This is a genomic window from Celeribacter sp. (assembly GCF_048270365.1).
In the GTDB taxonomy this organism is placed as follows: domain Bacteria; phylum Pseudomonadota; class Alphaproteobacteria; order Rhodobacterales; family Rhodobacteraceae; genus Celeribacter.
This window is the reverse complement of sequence record NZ_JBLWTA010000010.1, coordinates 62,091-88,758: the sequence shown is the minus strand read 5'-3', so window position 1 is coordinate 88,758 and position 26,668 is coordinate 62,091. Positions and strand designations below refer to the sequence as shown.

The 26,668-nt window shown below is 61.4% G+C and carries 24 protein-coding genes; 8 read left to right on the top strand and 16 right to left on the bottom strand.

Going from position 1 to position 26,668, the window contains the following annotated elements:
* Nucleotides 1-55: 55 nt before the first annotated feature.
* The 5 genes from ACN0X0_RS14585 to ACN0X0_RS14565 form a co-directional block, all read right to left on the bottom strand.
* Complete coding sequence (locus ACN0X0_RS14585) at nucleotides 56-1,006, bottom strand: alpha/beta fold hydrolase (protein WP_417279739.1); 951 nt, start codon at nucleotides 1,004-1,006, stop codon at nucleotides 56-58.
* 74 nt (nucleotides 1,007-1,080) lie between these two features.
* Nucleotides 1,081-2,697 carry an ABC transporter ATP-binding protein gene (locus ACN0X0_RS14580; RefSeq protein WP_417279738.1) on the bottom strand — a complete coding sequence of 539 codons (1,617 nt, stop codon included), beginning with the start codon at nucleotides 2,695-2,697 and terminating at the stop codon, nucleotides 1,081-1,083.
* Nucleotides 2,690-3,643: an ABC transporter permease gene (locus ACN0X0_RS14575; RefSeq protein ID WP_417279737.1), complete on the bottom strand. Its 954-nt coding sequence runs from the start codon at nucleotides 3,641-3,643 to the stop codon at nucleotides 2,690-2,692. The genes ACN0X0_RS14580 and ACN0X0_RS14575 overlap by 8 nt, the downstream gene beginning before the upstream one ends.
* Before the next feature lie 10 nt (nucleotides 3,644-3,653).
* On the bottom strand, nucleotides 3,654-4,568 hold the full coding sequence (locus tag ACN0X0_RS14570) for an ABC transporter permease (protein WP_417262896.1): 915 nt from the start codon (nucleotides 4,566-4,568) through the stop codon (nucleotides 3,654-3,656).
* Between the two features lie 69 nt (nucleotides 4,569-4,637).
* A complete protein-coding gene (locus ACN0X0_RS14565; RefSeq protein WP_417279736.1) occupies nucleotides 4,638-6,134 on the bottom strand; it encodes an ABC transporter substrate-binding protein in 1,497 nt (498 codons plus the stop codon).
* 318 nt (nucleotides 6,135-6,452) lie between these two features.
* Between ACN0X0_RS14565 and ACN0X0_RS14560 the strand changes: the two genes are divergently transcribed.
* Nucleotides 6,453-7,640, top strand: a complete 1,188-nt coding sequence (locus tag ACN0X0_RS14560) for a sialidase family protein (protein ID WP_417279735.1) — start codon at nucleotides 6,453-6,455, stop codon at nucleotides 7,638-7,640.
* Nucleotides 7,641-7,652: 12 nt separating this feature from the next.
* A complete protein-coding gene (locus tag ACN0X0_RS14555) occupies nucleotides 7,653-8,777 on the top strand; it encodes an iron-containing alcohol dehydrogenase (RefSeq protein ID WP_417279734.1) in 1,125 nt (374 codons plus the stop codon).
* Nucleotides 8,778-8,846: 69 nt separating this feature from the next.
* Here the strand turns inward: ACN0X0_RS14555 and ACN0X0_RS14550 are convergent, their stop codons facing one another.
* Both ACN0X0_RS14550 and ACN0X0_RS14545 read right to left on the bottom strand, forming a co-directional pair.
* A complete protein-coding gene (locus ACN0X0_RS14550; RefSeq protein ID WP_417279733.1) occupies nucleotides 8,847-9,581 on the bottom strand; it encodes a FadR/GntR family transcriptional regulator in 735 nt (244 codons plus the stop codon).
* 30 nt (nucleotides 9,582-9,611) lie between these two features.
* Complete coding sequence (locus ACN0X0_RS14545) at nucleotides 9,612-10,640, bottom strand: four-carbon acid sugar kinase family protein (protein ID WP_417279732.1); 1,029 nt, start codon at nucleotides 10,638-10,640, stop codon at nucleotides 9,612-9,614.
* 181 nt (nucleotides 10,641-10,821) lie between these two features.
* On the opposite strand from ACN0X0_RS14545, the gene pdxA reads away from it, so the two are divergent.
* From pdxA to ACN0X0_RS14525, 4 genes are all read left to right on the top strand, one after another.
* Entirely contained in the window at nucleotides 10,822-11,796 is a 975-nt protein-coding gene (gene pdxA, locus ACN0X0_RS14540) for a 4-hydroxythreonine-4-phosphate dehydrogenase PdxA (protein WP_417279731.1), read from the top strand.
* A gap of 3 nt (nucleotides 11,797-11,799) precedes the next feature.
* Complete coding sequence (locus ACN0X0_RS14535) at nucleotides 11,800-12,684, top strand: dihydrodipicolinate synthase family protein (RefSeq protein WP_417279730.1); 885 nt, start codon at nucleotides 11,800-11,802, stop codon at nucleotides 12,682-12,684.
* Nucleotides 12,685-12,788: 104 nt separating this feature from the next.
* Nucleotides 12,789-13,781 carry a P1 family peptidase gene (locus ACN0X0_RS14530; protein ID WP_417279729.1) on the top strand — a complete coding sequence of 331 codons (993 nt, stop codon included), beginning with the start codon at nucleotides 12,789-12,791 and terminating at the stop codon, nucleotides 13,779-13,781.
* 210 nt (nucleotides 13,782-13,991) lie between these two features.
* On the top strand, nucleotides 13,992-14,219 hold the full coding sequence (locus ACN0X0_RS14525) for a hypothetical protein (RefSeq protein WP_417279728.1): 228 nt from the start codon (nucleotides 13,992-13,994) through the stop codon (nucleotides 14,217-14,219).
* On the opposite strand, the gene rtcR is transcribed toward ACN0X0_RS14525, so the two are convergent.
* Nucleotides 14,203-15,777, bottom strand: a complete 1,575-nt coding sequence (gene rtcR, locus ACN0X0_RS14520) for an RNA repair transcriptional activator RtcR (RefSeq protein ID WP_417279727.1) — start codon at nucleotides 15,775-15,777, stop codon at nucleotides 14,203-14,205. The genes ACN0X0_RS14525 and rtcR overlap by 17 nt on opposite strands.
* Before the next feature lie 290 nt (nucleotides 15,778-16,067).
* Here rtcR and ACN0X0_RS14515 point away from each other — a divergent pair, with 290 nt between their 5' ends.
* Nucleotides 16,068-17,483, top strand: a complete 1,416-nt coding sequence (locus ACN0X0_RS14515) for an RtcB family protein (protein WP_417279726.1) — start codon at nucleotides 16,068-16,070, stop codon at nucleotides 17,481-17,483.
* Between the two features lie 38 nt (nucleotides 17,484-17,521).
* On the opposite strand, the gene ACN0X0_RS14510 is transcribed toward ACN0X0_RS14515, so the two are convergent.
* Entirely contained in the window at nucleotides 17,522-18,106 is a 585-nt protein-coding gene (locus tag ACN0X0_RS14510) for an HD domain-containing protein (protein ID WP_417279725.1), read from the bottom strand.
* A 98-nt stretch (nucleotides 18,107-18,204) separates the two neighbouring features.
* Between ACN0X0_RS14510 and ACN0X0_RS14505 the strand changes: the two genes are divergently transcribed.
* Entirely contained in the window at nucleotides 18,205-19,074 is an 870-nt protein-coding gene (locus ACN0X0_RS14505; protein ID WP_417279724.1) for a MurR/RpiR family transcriptional regulator, read from the top strand.
* Between the two features lie 3 nt (nucleotides 19,075-19,077).
* Here the strand turns inward: ACN0X0_RS14505 and ACN0X0_RS14500 are convergent, their stop codons facing one another.
* From ACN0X0_RS14500 to ACN0X0_RS14470, 7 genes are read right to left on the bottom strand one after another with little or no spacing between them, the layout of a single operon-like run.
* On the bottom strand, nucleotides 19,078-19,788 hold the full coding sequence (locus tag ACN0X0_RS14500; protein ID WP_417279723.1) for an aspartate/glutamate racemase family protein: 711 nt from the start codon (nucleotides 19,786-19,788) through the stop codon (nucleotides 19,078-19,080).
* Entirely contained in the window at nucleotides 19,785-20,708 is a 924-nt protein-coding gene (locus ACN0X0_RS14495; RefSeq protein WP_417279722.1) for an ABC transporter substrate-binding protein, read from the bottom strand. Before ACN0X0_RS14495 ends, ACN0X0_RS14500 begins: the two co-directional genes overlap by 4 nt.
* A gap of 4 nt (nucleotides 20,709-20,712) precedes the next feature.
* Nucleotides 20,713-21,903 (bottom strand): ABC transporter ATP-binding protein, encoded by a 1,191-nt coding sequence (locus ACN0X0_RS14490; protein ID WP_417262878.1) that lies wholly within the window; start codon nucleotides 21,901-21,903, stop codon nucleotides 20,713-20,715.
* A 3-nt stretch (nucleotides 21,904-21,906) separates the two neighbouring features.
* Nucleotides 21,907-22,737, bottom strand: a complete 831-nt coding sequence (locus tag ACN0X0_RS14485; protein WP_417262877.1) for a carbohydrate ABC transporter permease — start codon at nucleotides 22,735-22,737, stop codon at nucleotides 21,907-21,909.
* Complete coding sequence (locus ACN0X0_RS14480) at nucleotides 22,734-23,636, bottom strand: carbohydrate ABC transporter permease (RefSeq protein ID WP_417262876.1); 903 nt, start codon at nucleotides 23,634-23,636, stop codon at nucleotides 22,734-22,736. The genes ACN0X0_RS14485 and ACN0X0_RS14480 overlap by 4 nt, the downstream gene beginning before the upstream one ends.
* A gap of 31 nt (nucleotides 23,637-23,667) precedes the next feature.
* Nucleotides 23,668-24,912 (bottom strand): ABC transporter substrate-binding protein, encoded by a 1,245-nt coding sequence (locus ACN0X0_RS14475; RefSeq protein ID WP_417279721.1) that lies wholly within the window; start codon nucleotides 24,910-24,912, stop codon nucleotides 23,668-23,670.
* A 45-nt stretch (nucleotides 24,913-24,957) separates the two neighbouring features.
* The gene (locus ACN0X0_RS14470; protein ID WP_417279720.1) at nucleotides 24,958-26,382 is read right to left on the bottom strand and encodes a M24 family metallopeptidase; all 1,425 of its coding nucleotides are present in this window, start codon (nucleotides 26,380-26,382) and stop codon (nucleotides 24,958-24,960) included.
* Nucleotides 26,383-26,668: the final 286 nt, after the last annotated feature.

The window sequence follows — 26,668 nt, the reverse complement described above, 5'->3', positions numbered from 1 at the left end:
AAGGGCTCCCTCGGCAGGAGCTGCGACGGCACATCCGTCGCAGCCAAAGTAAATTTCAGTCAGTGGTGCGCAGGGTTCGGGTGAAGAAATCAATCAGCCCCTGTTCAATCTGCAGCGTGGTCATCGTGTCCTCGATCGAGTGCCCCAGCCCTGCGACCCGCAGAAGGGTGGCATCAACGCCCGCGTCGGTCAGCGTGTCGTAGAAACGTTCGCTTTGCGTGACCGGCACGATGGCGTCGGCCGTCCCATGGATCAGCAGAACCGGCGGATCGCCTGCATCGACATGGGTTGCGGGCAAACCGGGCGCCACCGCGTCTGCATTGGCCGGGTCGCCCGCCATCAGACCGAAATGCTGATTGATGAGGCTCAGGCCGTCGCCTGCCATTTCGTCGGGATAAATCGCAGGATAGATCGCGGCGATGGCCTGCACGGCAGCGGTCTCCCCCTCGGCACCGGCGCCAAAGGCCGTCTCGTCGCTCAGCCCCGCCAGAAGCGAGATATGCCCACCTGCGGAATTGCCCATGATGCCGATGGCCTCGGGATCGATGTTCCAGGTTTCAGCATGGGCGCGAATATACCGGATCGCGCGCTTCACGTCCTCCTGTGGCGTGGGGAATGTGACCTCGCCAATGCCGCGATAGTCAACTGCCGCCACGGCGAAACCCGCCTCGGCGAGCGGCACGAGTTGCGGCAACACACGGCTGACCTCGACCGGTTGCCAACCGCTTCCTAACACGAAGACAATCACCGGCGTGGGCGCATGTGTCACCGGGCGCAGCAAATGGAAATAGAGTGCGTCGCGCTTGAAACCGTGATCGTTTTGCGCGAACTGGATTTGAGGCAGGAAATCGACCGGCAGACGCGCAGCATATTCGGGGGTGATGTCAATGATGTCGGCTTCAGCCCTAAGGCCTGTGACCCCGAAAAGGGCTGCGATCAGCGCCAGTCGCCCACAGTTGGACAGAGTTTTCCATGTCAGCCTTTGCCTCACGATATGTCGTGTCATTGAAATTTCTCCTCCTTGGAAATCCGGTTGGCGCGCGGCGGTGTCCTGTGCCATCCCGCGCCACAAGATCAGCCTCAGCCAAGCGCCAGACGCGCGGCGCGGCGGTCGGCCTGGACGTCCGGGTCGGAATCGAGACCTGCGGCCAAAAGCCGTTGCGTGTATCCTTGTTTGGGCGCTTCGAAAATCTGCCGCACGGTGCCCTGTTCGACGATCTCCCCGCGCTTCATGACAAGCACGCGATCCGCGAAATCGCGCACCACCGGCAGGTCATGAGCGATGAAGATAAACGCAATGCCAAGGCGGTCGCGCAGCTCGCCCAAAAGCGCGATCACCTGCGCCTGAATGGACACGTCGAGCGCGGAGACCGCCTCGTCGCAGATGATCAGATCGGGTTCGAGCGCCAAGGCCCGCGCAATCGCGATCCTCTGACGTTGGCCGCCGGAGAATTGATGCGGATAGCGCAGCGCGTGATCAGCCTGAAGCCCAACCTGTTCCAAAAGCTCCTCGACGCGCGCCCGCCATTTCGCCTTCGGCAGGATGTCGGGATGGATCACCCAAGCCTCGGAAATAATGTCGTACACCGACATATGCGGATTGAGCGATTGGGTGGGGTCTTGGAACACCATCTGCAACTGACGCCGCAGCTTGCCCATCTCTTTCGGGGATTTCGTGAGAATATCCTCGCCTTTCCACATCACGGTGCCGCCCGAGGCCTCCTCCAAACGCAACATCAGCCGCGCGATTGTGGATTTCCCGGAACCGGATTCGCCCACCACGGCCAGAGTTTCACCGGCATGCAGGTCGAACTCCGCGCCCTTCAGGGCATCGAAGGCCCCATAGGTTTTCTTCAACCCTCGCACCTCAAGGATCGGCGTTTTGCCCTGATCATGGTCGCGCATCGCGCCCTTGCCGGGAGCAGCGGCCAAAAGCTTGCGCGTGTAGGGGTGCTGCGCATTGTGATAGAGATCGCGCGGCGTGCCGCTCTCGACGATCCGCCCGCCTTCCATCACCACCGCACGGTCGGCGGCCTCGGCCACCACGCCCAGATCGTGGGTGATGAGCAAAAGCCCCATGCCGGTCTCTGCCTGCAATTCTTCCAACAGCGACAGAACCTCGGCCTGCACCGTCACATCGAGCGCCGTGGTCGGTTCATCCGCGATGAGAATGTCGGGTTTGAGCACGAGAGCCATGGCGATCATCAGGCGTTGACGTTGCCCGCCGGAAAATTCATGCGGGTATTTGCCCATCGACTCCTTGGCGTTCGGGATGCCGACCCGTTCCATCAGTTGCAGCGCACGCGCGTAGGCCTCAGTCTTAGACCGCCCGTGCGCCATCGCGGTTTCCGCGATTTGCCAGCCGACCGGATAGACCGGATTGAGGTGGCCCAGAGGGTCTTGGAAAATCATCGAAATCCGTTTCCCGTTGAGGCGACGGCGGTCTTCGTCAGACGCTTTCAGCAAGTCCATTCCGTCGAAGAGAATTTCGCCGCTGGTGATCTCGCCCGGCGGCATGTCGATCAAGTTCATGATCGCAGAGGCCGAGACCGATTTGCCCGACCCGCTTTCACCCAAGATCGCGAGGGTTTCGCCGCGGTCGAGATACCAGGAAATGCCGTTCACCGCGTTGACCATGCCGTTGACGGTGTGAAACCGGACGGAAAGATCACGGACTTCAAGAAGATGATCAGCCATTCTTTTTCCCTCCGATTTCAAGACGCCAGCGCTGGGTCGGATTGAGCGCGACGCGCATCCAGCTCGACAGTAGGTTTAGGGACATAGTGGTCAGAATGATCGCCAGACCCGGCCAGAAGGCCAGCCACCACGCGTTGGTGAGATACTGACGGCCTTGGCTCACCATGAGACCCCATGTGATCTCGGGGGCCTGAATACCGATCCCGAGGAAGGAGAGCGCGGATTCTGCCAGCATGACAAAGGCAAAATCGAGCGTCGCGATGGTCAGAAGCGTGGGCAAGATCACCGGCAGGATGTGTTTGAAAATGATGCGGCGGTTCGACGCGCCCATGACCTTGGCGGCTTGTACGAACATCCGTTCCCGGACTTCGAGCACTTCGGCACGGGTCGTCCGCAGGTAGATCGGGATGCGTGTGATCGCCAAGACAAGCACGAGGTTCCCGATAGAAGGCTCCAGCATATAGAGCACGATGACGGCCAGCAGGAGCGAGGGAAAGGACATGATCACGTCCGCCAGACGCATGATGACTTCGCCGGTCCAACGCCCGGCATAGCCCGCGATCAGCCCCAAAGTCGCGCCGACCGTCAGAGACCCAAGCACCGCCCCCGCCGCAATCACCATGGTGTTTTGCGAGGCGACGATGATCCGTGCCAACAGCGGACGCCCCAAAGCATCCCCGCCGAGGATATAGAAAAATCCACGCGACAGATCGAAGGGCGGCGCATTGCGCGCCCGCAGGTTGGTTTTCGTCGTCATCTCTTCGAGAGACATCGGACCAAAGAGAGCGCCCAGAAGCACGACGAGCAGAAAGAGCATCGCCATAAAGGCCAGCTTATCGGCCCAAAGCATGCGCAAAATGCGGCGCAGGCCGGTCGCCCCGGTGGTTGCCGTGACGGAAGGGGTCTTGGCGGCATCGGTGGCAGTATCGGTGGTGGTCTCGCTCATGCGTCCCTCCTCAAGCCCGAATACGCGGATCGAGCAGCGCATAGGCGATGTCGATCAGGATATTCATGATAAAGATCGCGATGGCCGTCACCATGATGGCCGCAAGGATCACGTTAAAGTCGCGCTGAAGGATCGAGTCGATCATCAGCTTGCCGACACCGGGAAATCCGAAAATCGTCTCCACCACGACCGCGCCATTCAAAAGCGCCGCCGCCTGATCCCCGATCACGGTTATGACCGGCAACATGGCGTTGCGCAGCGTGTGGACGAAAATCACAGGGCGGTTCTTGACCCCCTTGGCGCGCGCGGTTTTGACATAGGGCGCGCCCAGCGCATTGATCATCGACCCGCGCACGACCTGCAAAATGAGACCGAAGGGGCGAATAAACAGCACGGAAATCGGCAAAATCCAGTGCCAGACCGATCCGGTCCCCGAGGTCGGCAGCCAGCCGAAAGTGACAGAAAAAAGAACGATGCCGACGATGGCGATCCAGAAATCCGGCGCAGAGGCTCCGATCAGAGACAGCACGGAGGCAAAGCGATCGAAAGGCCGCCCGACCTTAAAGGCGGCAATGGAGCCGACGATGATCGCGGCCACCGTCACGAGCGCCATGGTGATCACCGCCAGTTGCAGCGTCCAGACGAAGGCTTCGAGCACCACCTCGATGGCGGGGCGTGCCTTGCGCAGGCTTTCTCCGAAATCAAGCTGGACAAGATCAGAGAGGTATCGGCCGAACTGGACGAGAACCGGATCGTTCAACCCGTGGATTTCCCGGAAATTCTCCCGCATCGCCTCAGAGGCATCGACCGGCAGATAAAGCGCGGCCGGATCGCCTGTCAGGCGCGACAGGAAGAACACGAGGACGATCAGGACCATCAGCGAGACAAAGCTCGACAGCGCCCGTTTTCCCAGCATCTTTTTCATGTGTCTCTCCGTCTTCAACGTGAGACACGCATGAGGGAAACGCCCCATGCGTGTCTCGGGAGGCAGGGCTTACTTCACACCGATTTCGGCAAGTTGAAGCTGGCTGTTGGTCGCGATGGTCGGGGTGAAATCAACAGCTTCACCCACGCGGGCGTGGCCCACCATGTGGAACAACAGGACGTCTGCCACGACCTCGTCATGCAGATACCCGAAGAGGTCCGACCAAAGCGCCTCGCGTTCATCGCCCGTGGCGGCGGTCGCCTGTTCGATCAGCTCATCGACATGGCTGTCGTCAATGCCGGACTGGCGGCCATCGGAGTGATACTTGAAATACATCGAGAACACCGGATCGCCACGCGAGTTGTCGTGCTGCGCCCCCACGAGGACCGGCTGATCCTGCACATAGGGCTTCGAGTAATATTGCTCGTGCTCAGCCACTTCGACCATTTGCAGGCGGACATTGAACCCGGCCTCGGAGAGCATCGACTGGATCGCCTCATAGGTCTCCGTCGCGCCGGGGAAGTTGCCCGTGCGACCGACCAGCAGGATTTCAGTGTCCACCGGCACGCCATCGGCCTTGGCCTCCTCCAAAAGCGCCTTGGCCGCATCGACATCATAGTCCCAGGCCTTTGTGTCCGGGTTCCAGCCCAGCGTGGTCGGCACGTTGATCGCGGTGGCCACCTGCGTGCCCTCGGCCAGAATGGTGCCGATAAAGGCCTCGCGGTCGATGGCGAGGTTCAACGCCTTGCGCACGCGGATGTCGTTCAAGGGCGCCATGGAGCTGTCGACCCTGAGATAGGTGGTCTCCGAGTTCGGATAGGCCATATCCATGTCGGTGGTCGCATCAATCGCCGAAATCGAGGGCGCGATATCGGCCTCTCCCGTCGCCACCATTGCGGCGCGCACGGACGGATCGGTGCGGAAGGCATAGGTCGCTTTGGTCACTGCGGGCTGTTCGCCCCAGTAATCCTCGCGGCGCTCAAGCGTGATGCTCTGCCCCGGCTCCCAATCGGACAGGACATAGGGGCCTGTGCCCACCGGCTCACGGGTGAATTCAATCGGCGTCTCGGACGGCACGATGGTCAGCAAGGACAACAAAAGCGGCAGGATCGGCTGAGCCGGATCGGTTTTAAAGTCGATGGTCAGATCGTCCACCACGCTCGGCGTGATGTCGATGCCTTCGTAGTAGCGCGAGATTTCGCAGGTGATCTGATCGCTGCCCGCACGTTCGAAAGAATGCTTCACATCGGCGGCATCGAAAGCCGTGCCATCGGAGAAAGTCACGCCCTCGCGCAGGTGGAACCGCCAGGTGGTGTCATCCACCATCTCCCAGCTTTCCGCCAACCGCGGTTTGAGCCCCTCATCGCCGCGCACGTCAAGCTCGGTCAGGGTTTCACTGATGTTGCCAAGCACGATGCGGCCGATATTGGAGCGCGTCGCCATGCAGGGCTCGACGAGATCGGGCTCTTCGCCGAGCACGATGGTCACATTGGCCTCCTGCGCGAAAGCCGGGCTTAACGCCGACGTCGCCAGTAGCACCCCGGCAAGAAGTGTAGACTGTTTCATATTTCCTCCCTGAAAGCAGATTGCTTTCTCAACTCCCGAGCGCCTCCACGCTCTCTTATGGGCGCAGCCCGCAATTCAATGCGTCACCGCCTCCCGCGGCCTCTGCGCACCCCCATTATTGGTAAAGTTGAAAACTAAAGTCAAACCCCCAATTTTGCCCGACCTAAAATTTCATTTAATTATTTGTTTTTAAATTGTATTTATAAATACTCAACTCAACCCAAGCCCCTCACAACAGTGCAAAATACTTTCACAACTTGACAAGTTGTACATTAATCTGGTCACTTGTCATTCAGACCACAAGGGGAGGAGACCCGCATGACGCCGGAAGAAATCGCTGAAAACATGAACGGATTGCTGTCATCGCGCCCCGATGGCCACACCGATAGCCAGTGGGCGATTCTCCCGGCGGAGACGATTCAGAATCATGCGGCTTTTCTGGCGCGCCTGCCCGATGGTGCACTGGCCTGCGCTTGGTTCGGCGGCACGCTTGAGGGCAAATCGGACATCTCCATCTATGCGACCATTCTGGAGGAAGGCGCCCCCCAATGGGGCCCCGTGGCAAAGCTGACCGACGACCCGGATCGCTCCGAACAAAACCCCGTCTTGTTCACGGCCCCAAATGGCAGAATCTGGCTTTTCAACACAGCACAACCCGCTGGAAACCAAGATGAATCGCGCGTTTTCATGCGTCCAATCACACGCGCGGGAGACCGCCTGACCTCTGGCGAGAAACGCGACATCGGCCTGCCGAATGGCACTTTTATTCGCGCGCGCCCCTTCGTGCGCGACGATGGCGCCTGGGTGCTTCCGCTGTTTTGCTGCAACCCGCGCGACGGCATCCGCTGGACCGGCGCCTTCGACACAGCCACTATCGCGGTGAGCACGAACGACGGTGACAGCTGGTCCGTGACGGAAGTCCCCGACTCGCCCGGCGCCGTACACATGACCCCCGTCGCACTGGAAGGTGACGACATGGCGGCCTTTTACCGCCGCCGCCAATCGGACTTTGTGCATCGCTCCGAAAGCCGGGACGGCGGGCGAAGCTGGAGCGCGCCCGCCCCAACGGATGTGCCGAACAACAACAGCTCCATCGGCGTCGCCCGCCTGACCGACGAGGTGCTCGGCATGGTGTGCAACCCCATCTCCGCCGCCGAATCCCAGTCCCGCCGCGCGTCACTTTATGACGAGCTCGAAGAGGAGGACGACCGCCCCGAAGGCGAAGGATGTCGCCCGATTTGGGGTGTCGAGCGCGCGCCTTTGACGCTTTGCCTGTCCGCAGATGGCGGCAAGACGTTCCCCACGCGCTACACCGTCGAGACCAGCGCGGGCACCTGCCTGTCGAACAACTCTATCGACGGGCACAACAAGGAACTGTCCTATCCTGTCCTCTTGCCGCGCGCAGATGGCGGACTGGACATCGCCTATACGCTCTACCGCCGCGCCATCCGGCATGTGCGCCTGAGCCCCGAGACCGTGGCCGACCTCGTAGCCCAAACCGTTTGAAAGGAGCGCAACATGTCGACCATGGATCGCCTTATCACCCTCCATCAACCCAAACGCCTTGAGATCGGCGTTGGCGCGGCCGCAAAGGTCGGCGATTGGGCGCAGTTTTCCAAACGCCCGCTTGTGATCGCCTCTGGTCCGACCGCCACCTATGTCGACCGCCTCGGCCTGTCTGGCGATATTCTGATCATCGACAACGTCCCGCCCGAGCCTGACCTTGCGTCCTTCAACGCCGTTCTGGAGCAGGCCCGCGCCCATGAACCCGACCTAATTGTCGGACTTGGCGGCGGCTCGGTTCTCGATGTCGCCAAACTGGTCGCCGCGCTTTGGGACGGCACCCAAACGCTCACAGACGTGGTCGGCCCGAACAAGGTCGCCGGGCGCAACACGCCGCTGGTCCAGATCGCCACGACCGCAGGCACCGGCTCAGAGGCCGGCATCCGCGCGCTGATCACCGACCCGGAGACAAAATCGAAACTGGCGGTGGAAAGCCCGCATCTCATTGCCGATCTCGCCGTGCTCGACCCGGAACTGACGTATTCCGTGCCGCCCGCCGTGACGGCAGCCACCGGCGTGGACGCCATGGCGCATTGCGTCGAGGCCTTTACCAATGTCAACGCCCATGACCTGATCGACGGCTACGCCCGTATGGGGTTCGGACTTGTCGGCAAATATCTCAAACGCGCGGTCGAGGACGGCACGGACAGCGAAGCGCGCGCGGGAATGATGTTGGCCTCCTATTATGGCGGCATCTGCCTTGGCCCCGTGAACACGGCGGCAGGGCATGCGCTGGCCTATCCGCTCGGGACGCGGCTGTCCTTGCCGCACGGATTGGCTAATGCGATCATCTTCCCGCATGTCTTGGCCTTCAACCAGCCTGTTGCTCCCGAGAAGACCTCTGAAGTCGCCGAGGCGCTCGGGCTGCGCAATGTCGGCAGTCAGGGGGCGCTGAAAGCGGCGGCTTTCGAATTCTGCCGCGATCTTGGCATCGAAATGCACCTCAAAGCGCATGGCGCACAAGAACGGGATCTTGGCACTTGGGCAGAGGAAGCCCACGCCATTCGTCGCCTGATGGACAACAACCCACGCGAGATGAGCATCGATGAGGTTCATGCCCTCTACCGCGACGCATTTTAAGAGCTTTCCACGACACGAAAAAGGCGCGCCTCCCGCACTGGGCGCGCCTGTCATTTGATCCGCCAGACCTCACATCGAGAGATCGAGCATTCCCCCGCCAAACAAACGCTCCCGCGAGTGAATGATATGCCCCCGCATGACGCTGCGGGCGCGCTCTGTGTCGCGGTCCTTGATCGCCTCATAGATGGCGCGATGCTCGCCCAGAACATGCTCCAACGCGGCCGCCCCATCGGACATCAGCGCGTCGCCGTGCATTTTCATCCCGACATAAATATGGTCGCGCAGCGCCTTCAGGGTTTCGGCGTAATATTGGTTGTTCGAGGCCCGCGCGATCGCGAGGTGAAAGGCGAAATCCGCATCTTCGCGGTGCAGGCGCGAGCCGGTCGCATCCGACAAAAGATCGAGCGCGCGATCCATGTCATCGAGCACCTCAGCATTGCGGCGTTGCGCAGCAAGCCCGGCGGCATCGACCTCGACCGTCAGGCGGAATTCGTAGCATCGCTGAATGTCGGCGATGGTCTCGACCGGCGTATAGCCGAGCGCAGGCTCACGTTTGACCCGCACGAAATTGCCCGCACCCTGACGAGAGACGATCAACCCTTCTTCGCGCAATTGCTCCAGCGCCACGCGCAACACCGGGCGCGACACCCCGAATTGCCCGGAAAGATCCTTTTCCGCCGGAAGCTTTTCATTGGCGCCGTAATCCCCACGGGTGATCCGGTTCTTCAACGCGGTGTAGACCTTTTCGGACAGCGGCGGGCGCGCCGTGCGCGAGCTTGCCTTATCTACGTTTTGCTGGTCCATATTGCCCTCACCGACGGCTCATCGTTTCTTTTACAACACATCTTTTACAAGTCCGGCCAAAAGCTCCGGCGCACCGAAACCGCCCGACTTCGTAACGATCTGCATGTTTCCCCAAGGCATCCGCACCTCACACAACGGCAGGCCCGGCCGCAACTCGGCTGTCACTTGTAAACTGTTTACCCCCAGCCGGTCCAGTATGGCTTGTGCAGATTCTCCACCACAGACCAGCAGAGCCGCGGGCCGGGCACGCTCCGCATAGCGCGCCACACTTTCGGCAAAACGCCGCGCAGCCTCGTGACCTGATAACCCGCCCCCGCCATCGGAGATCGACAGCACGAGAGACCCCTCAGTGAGGTCGGCATTCCGCACCTCACCATCCGGCGCGTCCAACACGGCCACGTCGGACGGCAAACCCGCGATCTGCGCTAAGGTCACCGGATCACGCGATCCGTTTGCGATCATCAGAGGGGCGCGCAGACTTGCCACAGCAGGCTCCGCGACACCGGCATGACGCGCCAGCGCGAAAGACAGACCCCGCGCGCCAACCCAGAGCACCTTGCCCTCCGAATTTGCGACAAGCCGGTCCAGATCGGCGTCACTTGCACAATCGGGCACATCCACAGGGATCTTGAAACATCCCGCAACATTCAGCGGAACCGAGACCCCCTCCCCGACCAGCATTCCATCTTCGACGCGGCGCCCCATCTCGGGAATCGCTGGACAGGCGACGAGGCGCGCGCCATCGAACCACTGCGCCATCGCCTCGGTCTCCGCGGCGATATTGCCCTTGAGACGCGAGTCGACTTTTTTCATGACGGCTTTGAAAGATCCGGGATGCAAACCGGTCAGCGCGGACACCACCCGCGCCGCCGCCGCCGCCACCTCCGGCGCCACCTCTCGGCTTGCAGTGTTCACCGCCAGAACATCTGGCACCAAAGCGAGCGCCTCTGACACCGCCTCCGGACTGCGCGCGACGACCACCCGGCGCCCCAGGGCCGCAAAGCCGACCGCTGAGTCGAGCGCACCGGTCAAATCATCCGCCACAATGAGCGCTTCCATCTTCATATTTTACCAATTTTGAACATGTTTTTATCAATTATATATGAAGAAATAAAATGAAATCCACATATTTTTAAACACTTAAATCAAAAACTCCTTAACCCATCTCCAAGTTGTTGAAACATATTTACCTATAGGTTACTTGTTGTCACAAGATCGCCACCCCGAGGAGGACGAAAACATGAGCGAACCAGTTGTCATCACGATGGGAGACCCCTCCGGCGTCGGCGCAGAAGTGACGATCAAGGCCCTTGCCGACCGCGACGCGGCCATGCGCGCTCAGACCATCGTCATCGGCGATCGGGACACGATGGAGCGCGCTGCGAAGGTCTGCGGGGTGTCGCTTCCGATCCTGTCGCCCGAGGACGACGGCGACGGCATTCGCGTCGCACATGTCGAGATCGACGGACTTCCCGGCGCCTTCGGCGTTCTGTCTCCGGCCTGTGGCGAGGCCTCATTTCGCTACATCGAGCGTGCTGTCGAGATGACCATGGCAGGCAAAGCCTCCTGTATCGTGACCGCGCCGATCAACAAGGAAGCGTTGAACTCCGCAGGGCATCATTACGACGGCCACACCGGCATGCTCGCCCATCTGACTGGGTCGAAATCCTCCTGGATGTTGCTGGCCTCCGAGCGTTTGAACGTTGTGCATGTGTCGACCCATGTGTCGCTCAAGGATGCGATTGAACGCGCCAAACCCGAACGTGTTCTGGAGACCATCCGCACCGGCCACAAACATCTCAAGCGCATGGGTCTCGAGGCGCCACGCATTGCCGTCGCCGGGATCAATCCGCATTGCGGCGAGAACGGGTTGTTCGGCACGGAGGATGATCTCTACATTGCGCCCGCTGTCGAGGCGGCCCGCGCCGAAGGCATCAATGTTCAGGGCCCGATTTCGGCGGACACGGTGTATCATCGCGCCTATCAGGGGGCTTTCGATCTCGTCATCGCGCAGTACCACGACCAGGGTCACATCCCGATCAAGCTCGTGGCCTTCGACACGGCGGTGAATGTGTCGCTCGGCCTGCCGATTGACCGCTGTTCCGTCGATCACGGCACCGCTTTCGACATCGCAGGTAAGGGCATCGCCAAGCACGATAACATGCTCTGCGCCCTCGATTACGCGGCCAAAATGGCCGCCGCCAAAAGGACCTGATCCATGCGTAAACAAAAAGAAGCCTTCGTCGCGCTCGTCACCTGTTTCAACGCAGACGAGACCCTCAACTATGACGCCACGCGCGCGCAGGTCCGCCGCCAGATCGAGGCGGGCAACAATATCATGTGCGCAGGCACGAATGGCGATTTCTCCGCGCTAACCTTTGACGAGAAAGTCCGGCTGTGTGGCGAAGTGGTCGACGAAGTCGCGGGCAAGGCGAAAGTCATCGTCAACGCCGGGATGCCCGCCACCTATGAGACCACGCTTCTCGCCCGGGAATTCGACCGGATCGGCGTCGATGGGATTGCGGTGATCACACCGTTTTTCATCGCCTGCACCCAAGACGGGCTGATCCGGCATTTCACCTCGGTCGCGGATGCGGTCGAGACACCGATCTACCTCTACGACATCCCCGCGCGGACCCAGAACCACATCGAACCGGAGACCGCCCGCGTGCTGGCGGCGCATGGCAATATCGCCGGGATCAAGGATTCAGGCGGCGCGCAGGACACGCTTGAGGCCTATATGGCCGTCGGTCGCGACAGGGACGATTTCGACGTTTACTCCGGCCCGGATCAATTGGTGCATTGGGCGCTGACCCATGGCGCCAAGGGCTGTATTTCAGGGCTTGGCAATGTGTTGCCGGATGTGCTGGCTCAGATCGTCTCCTGTGTGAACGCAGGCGACGAGGCGGGTGCAACTGCGGCGCAGGAGACCTATACGGCCTTCCGCACCGATCTGTATAAATTGGGTTTTCCGCCTGCTTTGGTCAAACGCGCACTCTATCTGCGCGATCCCTCCGTCGGCGCCTCGCGCCAGCCCGCGCTTTTGCCGAACCCTGAGCAAGACGCAGAAATCGACGCCATTTTGAAAAAATACGGGCGCTGAACAGTCGGGCGCGCAAGGCTGCGACGCGTTTGGGTCGTGACCTTGTCGAAATTCTGGCCATACTGGACATCTGAACGATTGCAGTGTCTCGGAAGGACATGAGGATGGATGCGCCCGACCAGAATCTGATCACCGATGTGCGCGGGGTTCTCGTGGGAAATGCGGCCTCCCCGACGTTGAAATCGGGGGTGACCGTTTTGACCTCCGACACGCCTTTCACGGCCTCCGTCAGCGTGATGGGCGGCGCACCAGGGACGCGTGAGACCGACCTGTTGGCCCCTGATAAATTGGTGGATCGGGTGGATGCTTTGGTGCTGTCGGGCGGGTCTGCTTTTGGGCTGGAGGCCTGTGGCGGGGTTGCCGAGGCGCTGCGGCGTGCCGGGCACGGCTTTCAGGCGGGCACGATGTTCGTTCCGATTGTGCCCGGTGCAATCCTGTTCGACTTGATGAATGGCGGCGAGAAAGACTGGACCCAGAACCCCTATCGGGAGCTGGGCGAGGCGGCCTATCGCAATGCGGCGACGACATTCGACATCGGCACCGAAGGCGCAGGCTACGGCGCCCTGACGGGGACATTGAAAGGCGGATTGGGGTCGGCCTCGGCGCGCGTGGGCGAGATCACGGTTGGCGCGCTTGTCGCCGTGAACCCGGTGGGGTCGGTGACGCCCGAAAACTCCCGACATTTCTGGGCTGCCCCCTTTGAGCAAAGCGGCGAATTCGGCGGCCTCGGTGCCGATCCGAGCTCAGGACACAGTGGCGCGCCCTTTGGACACAAGATTGCCGCGCTGCAACAAACCAATACAACCATCGCCATTGTCGCCACGGATGCCAAGCTGACCAAGGCGGAATGCTACCGCCTCTCCGTCGCGGCGCATGACGGGATCGCCCGTGCGATCGTGCCGGCGCATACGCCCTTCGACGGCGATTTGGTGTTTGGCCTCTCAACGGGGATCGTCGATCTGCCGGAAGACCGCGCCACGACTTTGGCGCATATCGGCGCTGTGGCCGCAACCAGCCTTGCGCGCGCCATTGCCCGCGGGGTTCATGCCGCACGTGCCGAGGCGGGCGATCTCTTGCCGACATGGTCTGACGCCTAACCCCGCCCTTGCAGGCACAGCTGTCGCGGGAATGCATCACCTTGCCCGCCATTGACATCAAGGACTTTTCAGAACCGCAACCTTTGCCCCAATCAGGCGAGAGATCTTCACCCGCAACAGACAGGAGGGTAAGACATGACCGTATCCATCAAAACGTCCCTTCCGCAGGATCTGACGCGGCGCTGATCCCCTTTCGGGGAGCGGGACGCCGTGCGCGCCCACATCTCCAAATTTTACAATCGCTCGACCTGGATCGACAGGCGCGCAGAACACCAGAACCGCCGTCTGGCGCTGGACCGTCTGGCCGCCCTCGTCGCGGCAGAGCGGGCCGAGACCAAGGCCTCGCATCGGGGTGAGACCTGCGCGCTTCACAACCAGCTCCAACGCGGCGCGCCGCGTTGGAGTTTCGAAGGGAGGCAGTTCAAAGAAACGCCATGACCTGCTCCCAGTCGAGGCCGTATTTCGCGAGGTATTTGCGCAGGCGGTCAGCGTCATTGGTGGAGGTGCGGCGATTGCGGGACTGGGCGAAGAGCATGCGCCCGGCCTCGCTCAGGCTGGCACTTTGGCGACAGCTGCGGATCACCGCGGCCAGTTGCGCGCGGTCGAACAGGTCGATCTCCTCGGCCGCTCGGCCCAAAAGCTCCGTCAGAAGCTTTTGATCGGCGTCACGTTCAGAGGCGGTCCACAACGCCCGCAGGCGGAGGATTTCCTCCTCGACCATGGGGCGGGTGATCCGTCCGCGTGCTGCCAAAATGCACATCCGCCGTACCGAGGCCCCGAAATCGCGGAAGTTTCCGGGCCAGAGCGTCGCCGGATCCCGGCAGAATTTCAGATAGCGGGCGCGGGCGTCGAGGTTGAACCCATATTGCACGCCAAGCTCCTTTTCGGCGCGCGTCAGCTCATGGATCAGGTTGGGCTCGATATCTTCACGGCGCTGACGCAGCGGGGGGATTTCAAAGGTCCAGGCCGTGAGCCGGCTCAACAAATCCTGACGAAACAGGCCGTCGGCCGCCAGTTTGCGCAGGTCGCGGTTCGCGCCTGCGATCACCTGAAACTGGCTTGAGACCTCATAATCCGCACCAAGTGGATAGTAGCGCCCAGTTTCGATGGCGTGCAGGATCACCGCCTGCTCGCGTAGCCCCAGTTCGTCGATCTCATCGAGGAACAACACGCCACCGTCCGCCTCACGCAGCAACCCGTTGCGTTCCGATCCGGCCTGCCCCGTGTAGCCACGGCGCTGCCCAAAGAGCATGGCAATCCCGTCAGGCCCGGCGAGCGTGGCGCAATTTACATGCACCAAACGGCCTTTGATCATCCGTCGGTCGAGTTTCAACGCATGGATGCGCTCGGCCAGTTGCGTCTTGCCCGTGCCGGTTTCGCCCAGCAACAGGATCGGCGCCTTGGTCGCCCCAGCCACATGTTCGATCTGTGAAATCAGACTGTTATAGGCAGGATTGCGGGTCTCGATGCCGCCTTTTAAAAGATCGCTATATTCCTGCGAGATCAGATCAAAGCGATGCTGCAACGCATTATAGCGCCGCAGGTCCAAATCGATGATGTCGAGTTTCGCGGGGTGATGATCCTCACGCGGCGGCCCGGTTTGCAACAGATGCGCCGGGACGTGACGGCTTTCGGCCAAGAGGAACCAGCAAATCTGGGCCACATGCGTGCCGGTGGTCAGATGCACGTGATACTGTTCACGATCCTCATCAAATCCATAGCCGCGCGCGAAATCAAAAAGCTTGGCGTAGACCTCTTCGAAATCCCAAGGGTCCTCAAGATCGAGCCGATTGAGCACCACCTCGGTGTCCGGGCTGGCCGCTTCGATCTCGCGCTTTACCGCATGAGCCAAGCGATTGAATTTGTGGTCATGAAGCAGCTCGAGCCGGTCCACGTGAAAGTTTTCATGGGCGACCAGCGATGGGGTCGGCTTCCAGCGCCGCCTCTTCCCCGCATCGAGCTGGGTGCCTAGAAATCCGATAACGACGTTACGCATGATATTATTTTATATAAGTTACGATAATTTTATATCGTATATGAGAATAACCCTTACGCAAAACCCTTAATTAATCAAATCATTTCAACACCTTAAACTCAGCCCCATTTCTTCTTCGAAGTGGGGCCTCGCAACAGCGACAAAGGGCCATCGAAAGAGTGAAGAGAAAAGAACGGGCAAATCCGTGTCCGTTGCACCGCCGGGGGCCAAGGGCCCATTCCCAAAGCCCCCGGCACTTCAATCACCTGATTTTAGACGAAAGGCTTGAGCCAAAGGGCCAAGTGGTTGAAATGACGAAAGACATGACATTGAGCCAGATTACCGGGACAGATCTGATCGCATGGGGGCATCTCCCCGGGGCGCAGTTTCCCGCGCTTTTGGAACGGGCGGAGGCTATGATTGCCGACGGGGCGAGCGTGGAGGACATTCGCGCGACGCTCGAGGTCGAAAAGCCGAAAGTGCTGCCGAAAATCCCGCTTCACGCCACGGGCGCTGTGCCGTTTCATGAGAACATCCGCGCAGAAACCCCGGACGAAGAGGACAACGTCGCCAAGGTGCGCGAGACCATGAAGGTCTTGATGCGCACGCCCACTGTGGTGAGCGGGGCCGTGATGCCCGATGCCTGCCCGGCGGGGCCCGTGGGGACCATTCCGGTCGGCGGGGTTGTGGCGGCGAAAAACGCCATTCACCCGGGGATGCATTCGGCGGACATCTGTTGTTCGGTGATGATGACCGATCTGGGAGATGCGGACCCGAAAACCGTGCTCGATGCGGCACAATCGGTAACGCATTTCGGGCCCGGCGGACGGCGCAATGGCGCGCGGTTCACCACATCCCTGAAGCTTCTGGACGCGTTTCGCGAGAACCCCTTCCTGAACCATCCGAAAATCATGCGGATGGCACAGGAACACATGGGAACGCAGGGGGATGGCAACCATTTCCTCTTCATCGGGCGGTCGCGCAACACCGGCCGCGTGGCCATGGTCACCCACCACGGCTCGCGCGGGCCGGGGGCCGTGCTCTACAAACTCGGCATGGATGTGGCGCAGAAGTTCCGCAAACAGATCTCGCCTGAAACGTTGAAACAGAACGCCTGGATTCCGGCGGATAGCGCGGAAGGCATCGCATATTGGGAGGCCCTCCAACTCATTCGCAAATGGACCAAGGCCAACCACAACGCGCTCCATCAGGCGACGGTCGAGGCCGGGCGTCTGGGGGATGTCGGCGAGCGGATCTGGAACGAGCATAACTTCGTCTTCAAACGCGGTGATCTCTATTACCACGGCAAGGGGGCGACGCCCGCCTGGGATCACTACGCGCAGGATGCGACGGGGCGCACGCTCATTCCGCTCAACATGGCAGAGCCTGTGCTGGTGGTGCGCGGGAGCGATGCCGGGCACGCGCTTGGGTTTAGCCCGCATGGCGCGGGGCGGAATTTTTCGCGCTCCGAGCATCGTCGCCGGATGGGCGAGGTCACGCCGGAGGAACAGCTCAAGGCGGAAACCTCCGGTCTCGACGTGCGGTTTCACGCCGGGGGCATCGACGCCTCCGAACTGCCGTCGAGCTACAAAAGCGCGGCCTCGGTGGTCGACCAGATCAAGGACTACGGTCTGGCCGAAATCGAGGATTACATCGACCCTTACGGCTGTGTCATGGCCGGCGATGTGCCGCCCTTTTGGATGACCCGCAAGAAAGAGCGCAGATAAGTCGAGGCAGGAGGGAGGTGATCCCTCCTGCGTCACTTCTAAAGCGGGCATCGCCGGAAAAACGGCATGCGGTCGGTGTCCAGAAGCGCCTTGTCCGCCGCGAAAAGATCGGCGTAATGCAGGATCAACACCTCCCGATCCGGGCCACGCAAGGGGGCGTGCGTCGCATGGGTGGCCACGGCGGCGGTGATCTCTTCGCCGACACCCAGTTCGGCCAGCAGCATCGCCGCCAACACCCCGTGCGGAATGCGCAGTGACACCGGAGTCGCGTGGTCCTCCCCCGCCCGACGATCCATCAACAGAGGCTTGTCCAGATCGTGCAGGAGCAGGATCGCCACCAGACGTTGCCGGTCGATCTCCCACCCCCACTGCCGCGCCGCCATATCACTGAGCGCCAGCCCGGCCTCGACGACATCATTGGTGTGATCCACCAAACGGTCAGTCGAACCATGCGAAAACGGCACATCGAACACCGTGTCATAGGAGGAAGAGGCCACCACGCTGCACCAGGCGCAGAGCACCTGATCCCGCAAGGCGCCCCCAAGCTCGACCAGACGCGGAAAGGCCTCTGACAGCAGCGCCACCTGTTTTTCATCCGGATTTTCGATCTGATAGCTTTTCATTTTTAAACTTTCGGTTCAGGTTACATCTGTCTTCGGGAAAAAAGTTTCAAAGCCGTGCGCCATGCCCCGGACATGCAGCAACACCACAGGGACACAGGATGAACGACGCCACATTGGAAGCCCGAATTTATCAGGTCTATGCGGAGCTTAGCCCCTCTGAGAAACGGCTGGCCAATGTCATGCTCGAACATCAGATGGACATGCCGCTCTACACCGCCTCCGAGCTCGCGGCGAAGGCCAGCGTGTCCAAAAGCACCGCGGCGCGACTGATCCGGGTGCTCGGCTATCGCAGCTACCCGGAGGCGAAACGCGCCATTCGGGCCGAACAATTCTGGGGCTCGCCGCAGAGCGGCCTGTCGGATCGCCCGCCAGAAGACGGCGACACGCTGCGCGCCGAAACGATGATCGACACCGACATCGAGAACATTCGCCAGACCTTTGCCGCCCTCCCCGAACAGCGCCTCAGCGAGGCCGCTGAGCGCATCGTGGGCGCAACGCGGGTCTGGATCATCGGGCTGCGCAGCGGTCACGGATTGGCCAGCCATGCGGCGCATTACCTGACGCTGGTGCGCCCGGACGTGCATCTGATCGACGTCGGCTCGGGGTCTTTGTCGCATGACGTCGGCAACATGCGGCAGGGTGATCTGTTGATCGTCATCGCCTTTCGCCGCCGCCCCAAGGTGCTTGTGCCGCTGCTCGAAGCGGTGCGCGATCTGGGCGGGCAAACGCTTTTGATCACCGATATGAGCGCGGGCGCCAGTGCGCGCACCGCCGATCTCACCCTGCGTTGCCGGACCCAAAGCCCAGCGCCGTTCAACAGTTTCACGGCGGCGGTGACGCTGATCAATCATCTGGCCTGGCAGGTGCATGGGCTTCAGGGCAGCGCCGCTGCGGATCGGTATCGCCATATCGACCAACTCGTGCGACGCCTCGACAATGTGTCCACCCCCCAGACCAAAGACGGCTGATCCTCAGTCCAACAGCGACAGGCGCGTCGGACGGGCCCAGACCCCGATCCGCGAGGTCTGCGCCCCCTGTCGGGCCAATTGACTGGCGAGACCGACCGCAGCACCGACCCCCTCGATCACCGGCACACCATGGCGTTGTTCCAGCGCCCGCGCGAAATCGGTCATCCCGGCACAGCCCAACACGATGGCCTCCGCCCCCTGTTTCAGGGCCTGTTCGATGTGCTGCGAAATCACATCGCCCGCGCCGGTCGCCGGATCGTGCAGCGCCAGAACCGGGATGTCACTGGCAAGCACCGCAGAGCAGCGCTCGGCAAAACCGTAACGCCGCACATTGTCGGAGATCACCGGCACGGAGCGCGACAGGGTGGTGACCACGGCAAACCTGTGCGCGAGGAGCGCCGCGATATGCATGCCCGCCTCGCCGATGCCCACCACGGGCGCGCTCAGACAGGCGCGCGCGGCATCGAGCCCGGTGTCGTCGAAACAGGCGATGACATGGGCTCCCGCGCCTTCGAGCTCGGCCCTGCGCATCTGCGCCAACATGCCGGGCACGGCCAAGGCGCCGTCAAAAGGCCCCTCGATGGCCTCGGGGCCCTGCGCGGACTGACCGGCGAGGATCTCGACATCCGGAGCCGCCGCCGCGCGCGCCGCGCGGGCGATGCCTTCGGTCATCGAGGCGGTGGTGTTGGGATTGGTGACGGCCACACGGATCATGCCACGGCCCCGCTGTTCAGAGACAGGCTCGGCGCGCTGTCGATCAGGTCGTCATAGCGGATCGGCGTCTCTGTGAGATGGGCGTCGGCAATGCCCTTTTGCCAGCGCGCATAGGACTTTTCCCCGATGCGCGGGCTGGTCCACATGTTCATCTCGCGGTAGAGATCGACCACCTCGCACGCGATCTCTGGCGCGATGGCGGGAAATGTCTCGGTGAGGAAATCCTTGAAACTTGCGGCCTCATGGGCGTTCACCCAGGCCATGCCCCGGCCCAATGCGCGCATGAAACGCGCGCGACGATCGTCGCCTTCGGGCACGCCCTCGGTGTAATAGACGCTCCACGGAATATCGCCGCCGTCACGGGCAAAGATCGCCGCCAGCTTGCCTTTTCCCGCCGCTTGATAAGCCAGCGCACCCGGCAGGTCGATCAGCAGAAAATCTCCCATGCCGCCTGCGAAACAGTCCTGAAGGATGCCTGCGTCGAGGTCCTGAATGAAATTCACCCGCGCCGGGTCGATCCCTGCCTCGCGCAGCATCATCTTGAGGTAGATGCCGACACTCGCCCCGTTCGAGCCTTTCATCAAAACGGTGCGCCCGACGAGGGAGGCGGCGTCGAAGGCATAGGACGCCTCGCGCCCCACCAGAGCCAGCGGCGCGCGGTTCGAGATCTGGGCAAAGGGCACAAGATTGCGGCCCTGAGCCTGAAAATCACGGCCATGAAACATCGAAGGCACCCAGATGCCACCCAGCGCGGCCTCGGCCTCGCCGTCCCGGATGTGATCGAGGACAAGGTCCCAGGGCCGCGGCACGACCTCGGAGACATCGAGGCCTTCGTCTTTGAAATAGCCCTGCCAGACGGCCACGTAATGCGGCAGGTAATTCAGGCTGTGGCCGGTGGCGGAGACAAGAAAACGATCCATGGTCTTATCCTTCAAAAGCGGGCTCGGGTGTGGACACCACGGGGGTTGCGGCGACGTTCTGGCCGCTGGATTTGTCGAACCAAACGACATCGCCCGCGTCGTAATCGAGACCGCAGGCCTCGCCATGAGCAAAGCCCGGATGTCCCGGCGTGCGCACGAACACCAGATTTTCGGTGCTGATCCCGCTCACATCCGCCGCTTCGGCGCCCAGCCGACAGCCCAGCACGGTTTCCGCGCCGAGACGTTCGATCACCGCCACCCGCGCCGGAATTCTCCCCGCGCCCGGCGCCGTCAGGCGGAGCTTTTCGGGACGAATGCCAAAGATCGCGCTCGTGGCCCCTTTCGGAGCACCGCCGTCATGTTGCCAGCGGCTGTCGCCCTCGGCGTGAAGGGTCTGGCCCGCGATCTTGACCGGCAAAAGGTTCATCGGCGGCGCACCGACGAAGCGCGCGACAAAGGTGTTGGCCGGTGTGTCGTAAATCTCGTCCGGGGTGCCGATCTGTTGGATATAGCCTTGGTTCATCACCACGATGCGGGTCGCCATGGTCATGGCTTCGACCTGATCGTGGGTGACATAGACGAAGGTGCGTTTCACCTTTTGGTGCAGCGTCGTGATTTCGGACCGCATCTGGGTGCGCAGTTTGGCATCGAGGTTCGACAGCGGTTCGTCCAAAAGATAGAGCGAGGGATCGCGCACCAAAGAGCGCCCGAGCGCCACCCTCTGACGTTGCCCGCCCGACAGGCTGGCGGGGCGCCGGTCGAGAAGCGGGGTCAGTTCCAGTTGCTCGGCGATCCGCTCGACCGCGTCGGCCACCTCCGGCTGGCGCATCACCTTCCAGCGCTGCACCATGTTGACGAAGGGGATATGATGCCATTTGCGGAACCGGTCCATGACCAGAGGAAAGGCGATATTCGCCCGCACGGTCATATGCGGATAGAGCGCGTAGGATTGAAACACGAAGGCGACGCCGCGCTGTTTCGGGGTCCAGTCATTGGCCAGCGCGCCATCGAACAACAGCTCGCCGCCGGAAATATCGGTCAGCCCGGCGATCATCCGCAACAGCGTGGACTTGCCACAGCCGGAGGGCCCGAGCAGCACGAGGAACTCGCCGTCCTCGACGCTGGCGTTAAAACGACGGATGACGGTGGTGGGGCCAAAGGATTTGGTGATCCCTTTGAAATCAATCTTGGGCATGGGTTACCCTTTCACTGCGCCGGAGGTCAGGCCTGCGACGATTTTACGTTGAACGAGGAGGAAGAAGGCGACAGCCGGGATCGAAAACACCAGAGCCGCCCCCATGACCGCCGACAGCGGGGTCTCATATTGGCCGATAAAGCTGGCGAGGCCGACCGAGGTGGGCCAAAGTTCACGGTCCATCAGGAAGGTCGCGGCAAAGAGGAATTCGTTCCAGCCCGCGAAAAAAGAGATCACCGCGGCGGCGGCCAACGAGGGCGCGATCAGCGGAAAGATCACAAAGCTGAGGATGCCAAGACGCGGACAATTGTCGATGATCGCGCTTTCCTCGATCTCATAGGGAATGGCATCCATCGCGCCTTTGAGGATAAAGGCCGCCACTGGCAGGGAAAAGCCGACATTGGCCAGCACCAGCCCCCAGAGGTTATTCAAAAGCCCCAGCGTGATGAAGATCGCGTAGAGCGGCACGACGATGAGGGCCTCTGGGATCACCTGTGTCATGAACAGCAGAAAACCGATAGCACCGCGGCCCTGAAACCGAAACCGGCTGAGCGCGTAGCCCAGAACGGAGCCGAGCGTGAGGCTGAGCACGGTCGTGCCTGCCGCGATCAGCCCGGTGTTCATCAGCCAGCGCAGGATCGGCACCTGCGCCAGTTCGCTCAGAAGTTCCGGCAGATTGCCGAGCTGGGGCCAAGGCACCTGACCGGTGTTGAAGAGCTGCGAATTCACATTCAGCGCGGTGGAGGCCATCCAATAGACCGGAAAGCCTGCAAAGGTCGCGAGGATCACGATCAGAAGACCGCGCGAGAGGGACAAAAGAGGATTGCGTTTCATTTCGACATCACCCGCGCCCGGCGGCGCTCGAAGATAAAATGGACGAGAGCGACCAGCAGCGCGAGGACCAGACCGACCGCGCCATAGGCGCTGGCCAGACCAAGATCGTAATCCTCGAAGGCGGTCAGACGAATTTGCACCACAAGCGTGCTGGTCGAACCGATCGGCCCGCCCCCTGTGAGCAGGTAAATGATCTCAAAGCGACGGATCGACCAGACGGCGACCAGAAGCGAGACGAGCTGCATGGTTGGCAAGATGTAGGGCAAGGTGACATTGCGGAACACGTTGAGCGCATCGGCGCCATCGACGCGGGCGGCTTCGCGCACCTCATCGGGCACGGATTGCAGCGCCGCCAGCATCACCAGCATGACAAAGGGCGCCACCTGCCAAACGGTCACGATCATGATCGACGGCAACGCCATGTCGATCGAGGTCAGCCATTGCACCCGCCCGAGGCCCAGCCATTCGGTCAGCTCATTGGCCACCCCGGAAGGTCCGTTGTAGATCCAGAGCCAGATCAGCGTCGCCGCCACATTCGGCACGGCCCAGCCAAAGAGCAGCACGGCACGCACGATGGTGCGCCCCGGAAAGGGCCGGTTGATCGCCAGAGCGGAAATGGTGCCAAGCCCGACCCCGAAAATCACGGTCAAAAGCGTGTAGACCACGGTGACATGCAGCGAGGTGTAAAATTGCGGGTCGGCCAGCAGGTGTCGATAATTTTCGAGCCCGATGAAATCCCCCTTGGTAGGGTTCATGAGCCGCGTATCGGTGAGGCTCATCCACATCTGGCGCATCAGCGGCCAGAACATGAACACCCCGAGATAGGCGAGCGGGACCGCGACAAAGGCATATGGTACGAGGGCCGTCAGGCGTTGGCGCGATATGGTCGGTGTCGACATGTGTCGCGGTCCTTCTCAGTCTTACGTCAGATCAGTTGAAATCGGCGGAGATGTCCGCTTGCGCCTCGGCCAGCGCCTCTTCGGCGGTTGCCGCCCCCAAAAGCACCTTTTCAACCCCGGTCATCACCGGACGCATGATCGAGGTGGTCTCAAGCTCATAGCCCGGGATCAGGGTCGACCGCGAGGTTTCCGCCAATTCGGCGAAGGCCGGCGCCCAGGGGTTGGCCGCTTCGAACTCTGCCGTCACCGGCACATCGGTGGCCAGAGCATCCGGGCCAGAGGCCTCACGCAGCGCCTGTTGCCCTTCATCGGTCAAGAGCCAGGACAGGAATTCCTTGGCCACCTCCGGGTGATCGGAATGCGTGCTGACGCCGAGAAAAATCTGTTGGTGCGCGCCCGGATGCGGGAAGGGCAGCGGCGCCGCACCGAGATCGCTCGACGGCATCGCACCGCCCGAGGCAATGTTCAAAGAGCCGCCGGAATTGTCGATGGAAAAGGCGACCTGTTCTTCTTTGAAGCGGGTGCGCTGGGTGCTCATCGGATCGCCGATCGGCATAATACCGGAGACATAGGCGGCCTTAAACGCCTCGACCGCTTCGACGGCTTCCGGCGTGTTGATGGTAAGCTTGCCCTCGGCATCGACCCAATCGACGCCGTAGCCATAGGCCCAGTTCTGGAAATCCATGAACCACGCGCTGAATTCATTCATCGAATGACGGCCGGTAAACCCGATGGCGCCTGTCGCCGAGGCGGCCTTTTCGGCATTGGCGATCAGCCCGTCGATGTCCGTCGGCACCTCGGCGCCCGCGGCGGCAAGGACGGATTTGTTGTAGATCAGCGCATAAACGGCGCGCTGCCATGCGATGCCGAGGCGGGTGCCGTCCACGACGCCGTTTTCATTGGTGGCGTTCAGATTGTCGACGCCTTCGGTCACATCGTCGAGCGGCACGAGGAATTCGGCCCCGGCGAGGGTATAGAACAGACCCTCCTGCACGATCATGATGTCCGGCCCCTGCCCCGCGCCCATCTCGGTCATGAGACGATCCGCGTAGTCCTTGGACGGGATCGCTTCTTGTTCGAGCGTCACATCGGGATGGGTTTCTTCGAATTTCTTGATCGCGGCCCAAAGGTTCTGGCCGCGCAGGGCGTCGAGCCATTGCGAGTTGGCGATGACAAGCGTGGTTTCGGCCTGAGCGCTCATCGGCGCGACCAAAGCACCGGCGGCCAGCGCCACAGACAGGGCGCTCGTCATCAGGGAACGGCGGGTGAAAGACATGTGGATTCCTCTTTGTTGGACGTTTTATAGTCGTTCAGGGGCGGCTCAGACGCTGACGCGATGGGCCGCGAGGGGGACATGACGGGAGAGGTTCTCTGCCCCGTTATCCGTCACAAGATAGCAATCTCCGATGTTCGCCCCCGCCTTGAGCGGGTCGAGCCATTGGGAGTGCAATACAAAGGTCATGCCTTCTTCGAGTTTGGCATGATTGTTGGATTGAATGTTGTAGGGCGGCATTTTCGGCATCGACACCGAATGGCCGACATTCGGGTTGTGCGGTCCTTTTGTGGCGGGCCAGACATGGTTGATCCGGCGCCCCTTCGCTTCCCAATCCGCATCGGGGACATACTGGGTCGGGACACGCAAAGGGGCGCCGTTTTCGCCGGCCTGCCAGTTGTAAGGCATGGTCCGGCTGTCTGCAGAACTGAGATAGCCGCGCGCGATATAGGGCGCGAAAGAGGCATTGGCGATGTCGGAAATCAACGCACCGGGACGCACCAGAGCGGCGGCACATTCGACGCCCTCGGCACACATCTCCAACACCTCTTCCTGATCGTCCGTGATGTCGCCGACGGCGATCATCCGGGCGATTTGCGTCGAATAACCGTGATATTGCACAGAGGAGATATAGAGATTGATCAGATCGCCACCCCGCACGACATGGCCGTAGGGTTTGCCGCAATGGGTGCCCCAGCGGTTGATGCCGATCTGATAGCCATCGCCGGTCTCGCCGCCCCGCGCCATTTGCGCGAAGGTGAAGGCGGCGTAGATTTCGTGGTCGGTCACGCCGGGACGGATCACATGATAGGCCGCCTGCATGCCGATACAGGCCAGTTCGGTGGCAGCGCGCACGACGGCCTGTTCGGCCTTGCTCCGGCGGCGCTGCATCCGGTCGATGGCCTCATGTGCCTTGGCGAAACGACAGCGCGGCAGCTCTTGCGCCAGCCCATCCCAATAGGGTGCAGAGGTCGCATCCCCGACCAGACCGATCTGGGCGGATTGAAACCCGGAGCGGATGAGATGCGCAGAGACCGCCTCGACCACACGATCGACACCGCGTCCGGGGCGGTTGTAGGTTTCGCGACCCCAGGTGCCGACCTGCCAGATGTCATCGACCAAAAGCGGCTCGCCCACCGGCGGCAGCACCACCGAGCTTGAAAAGATCGTGTAGAGGCTGAGCGGCTGATCCGTGTCGGTCGGAATGATCAACACGCCTTCGCGGGCCCAGTCGCAAATATAGCGCAGGTAGGAGTTCGAGGTCTTGTAGGACCCGATGCTGTCGCTATGCACCACCACCACATCATGCCCCGCCGCACTCGCCTCCTGACGGATACGGCGCAGGCGGTCCTCATATTCGCTCTCCGGCAGGGGATCGACCGGCTGGAATTCGAAATCCGGCTCGAAACCGTCGAGAAGGCGCTCCATCCGAGAGAGATTTTGCGAGGCAGTGGCCGTATTCGTGAGGGTCATGATCTTGGGCTCTTCTTTGTGGGGCACGCCGCGAACACCGTGCTTTGCATCCTCAGTTAAGGGGCCGAACCCGACGCGCCTTCAAGCACTGATAGGGAATTTCGACCGGCTTGCACAAAGTTTCCTCAGCTGTTCGAAGGGGTGATTTTGACGACTTTTACATGCAAATTCGGACCAAAAGTCTCACGCGGAAAAATCAAATAACCATCTTATTTCAATGCAAATTTTTAGAAATAAACGACACATTCCACGGTGAGTCTTGAAACTTTTCAAAACGACGAGGAAC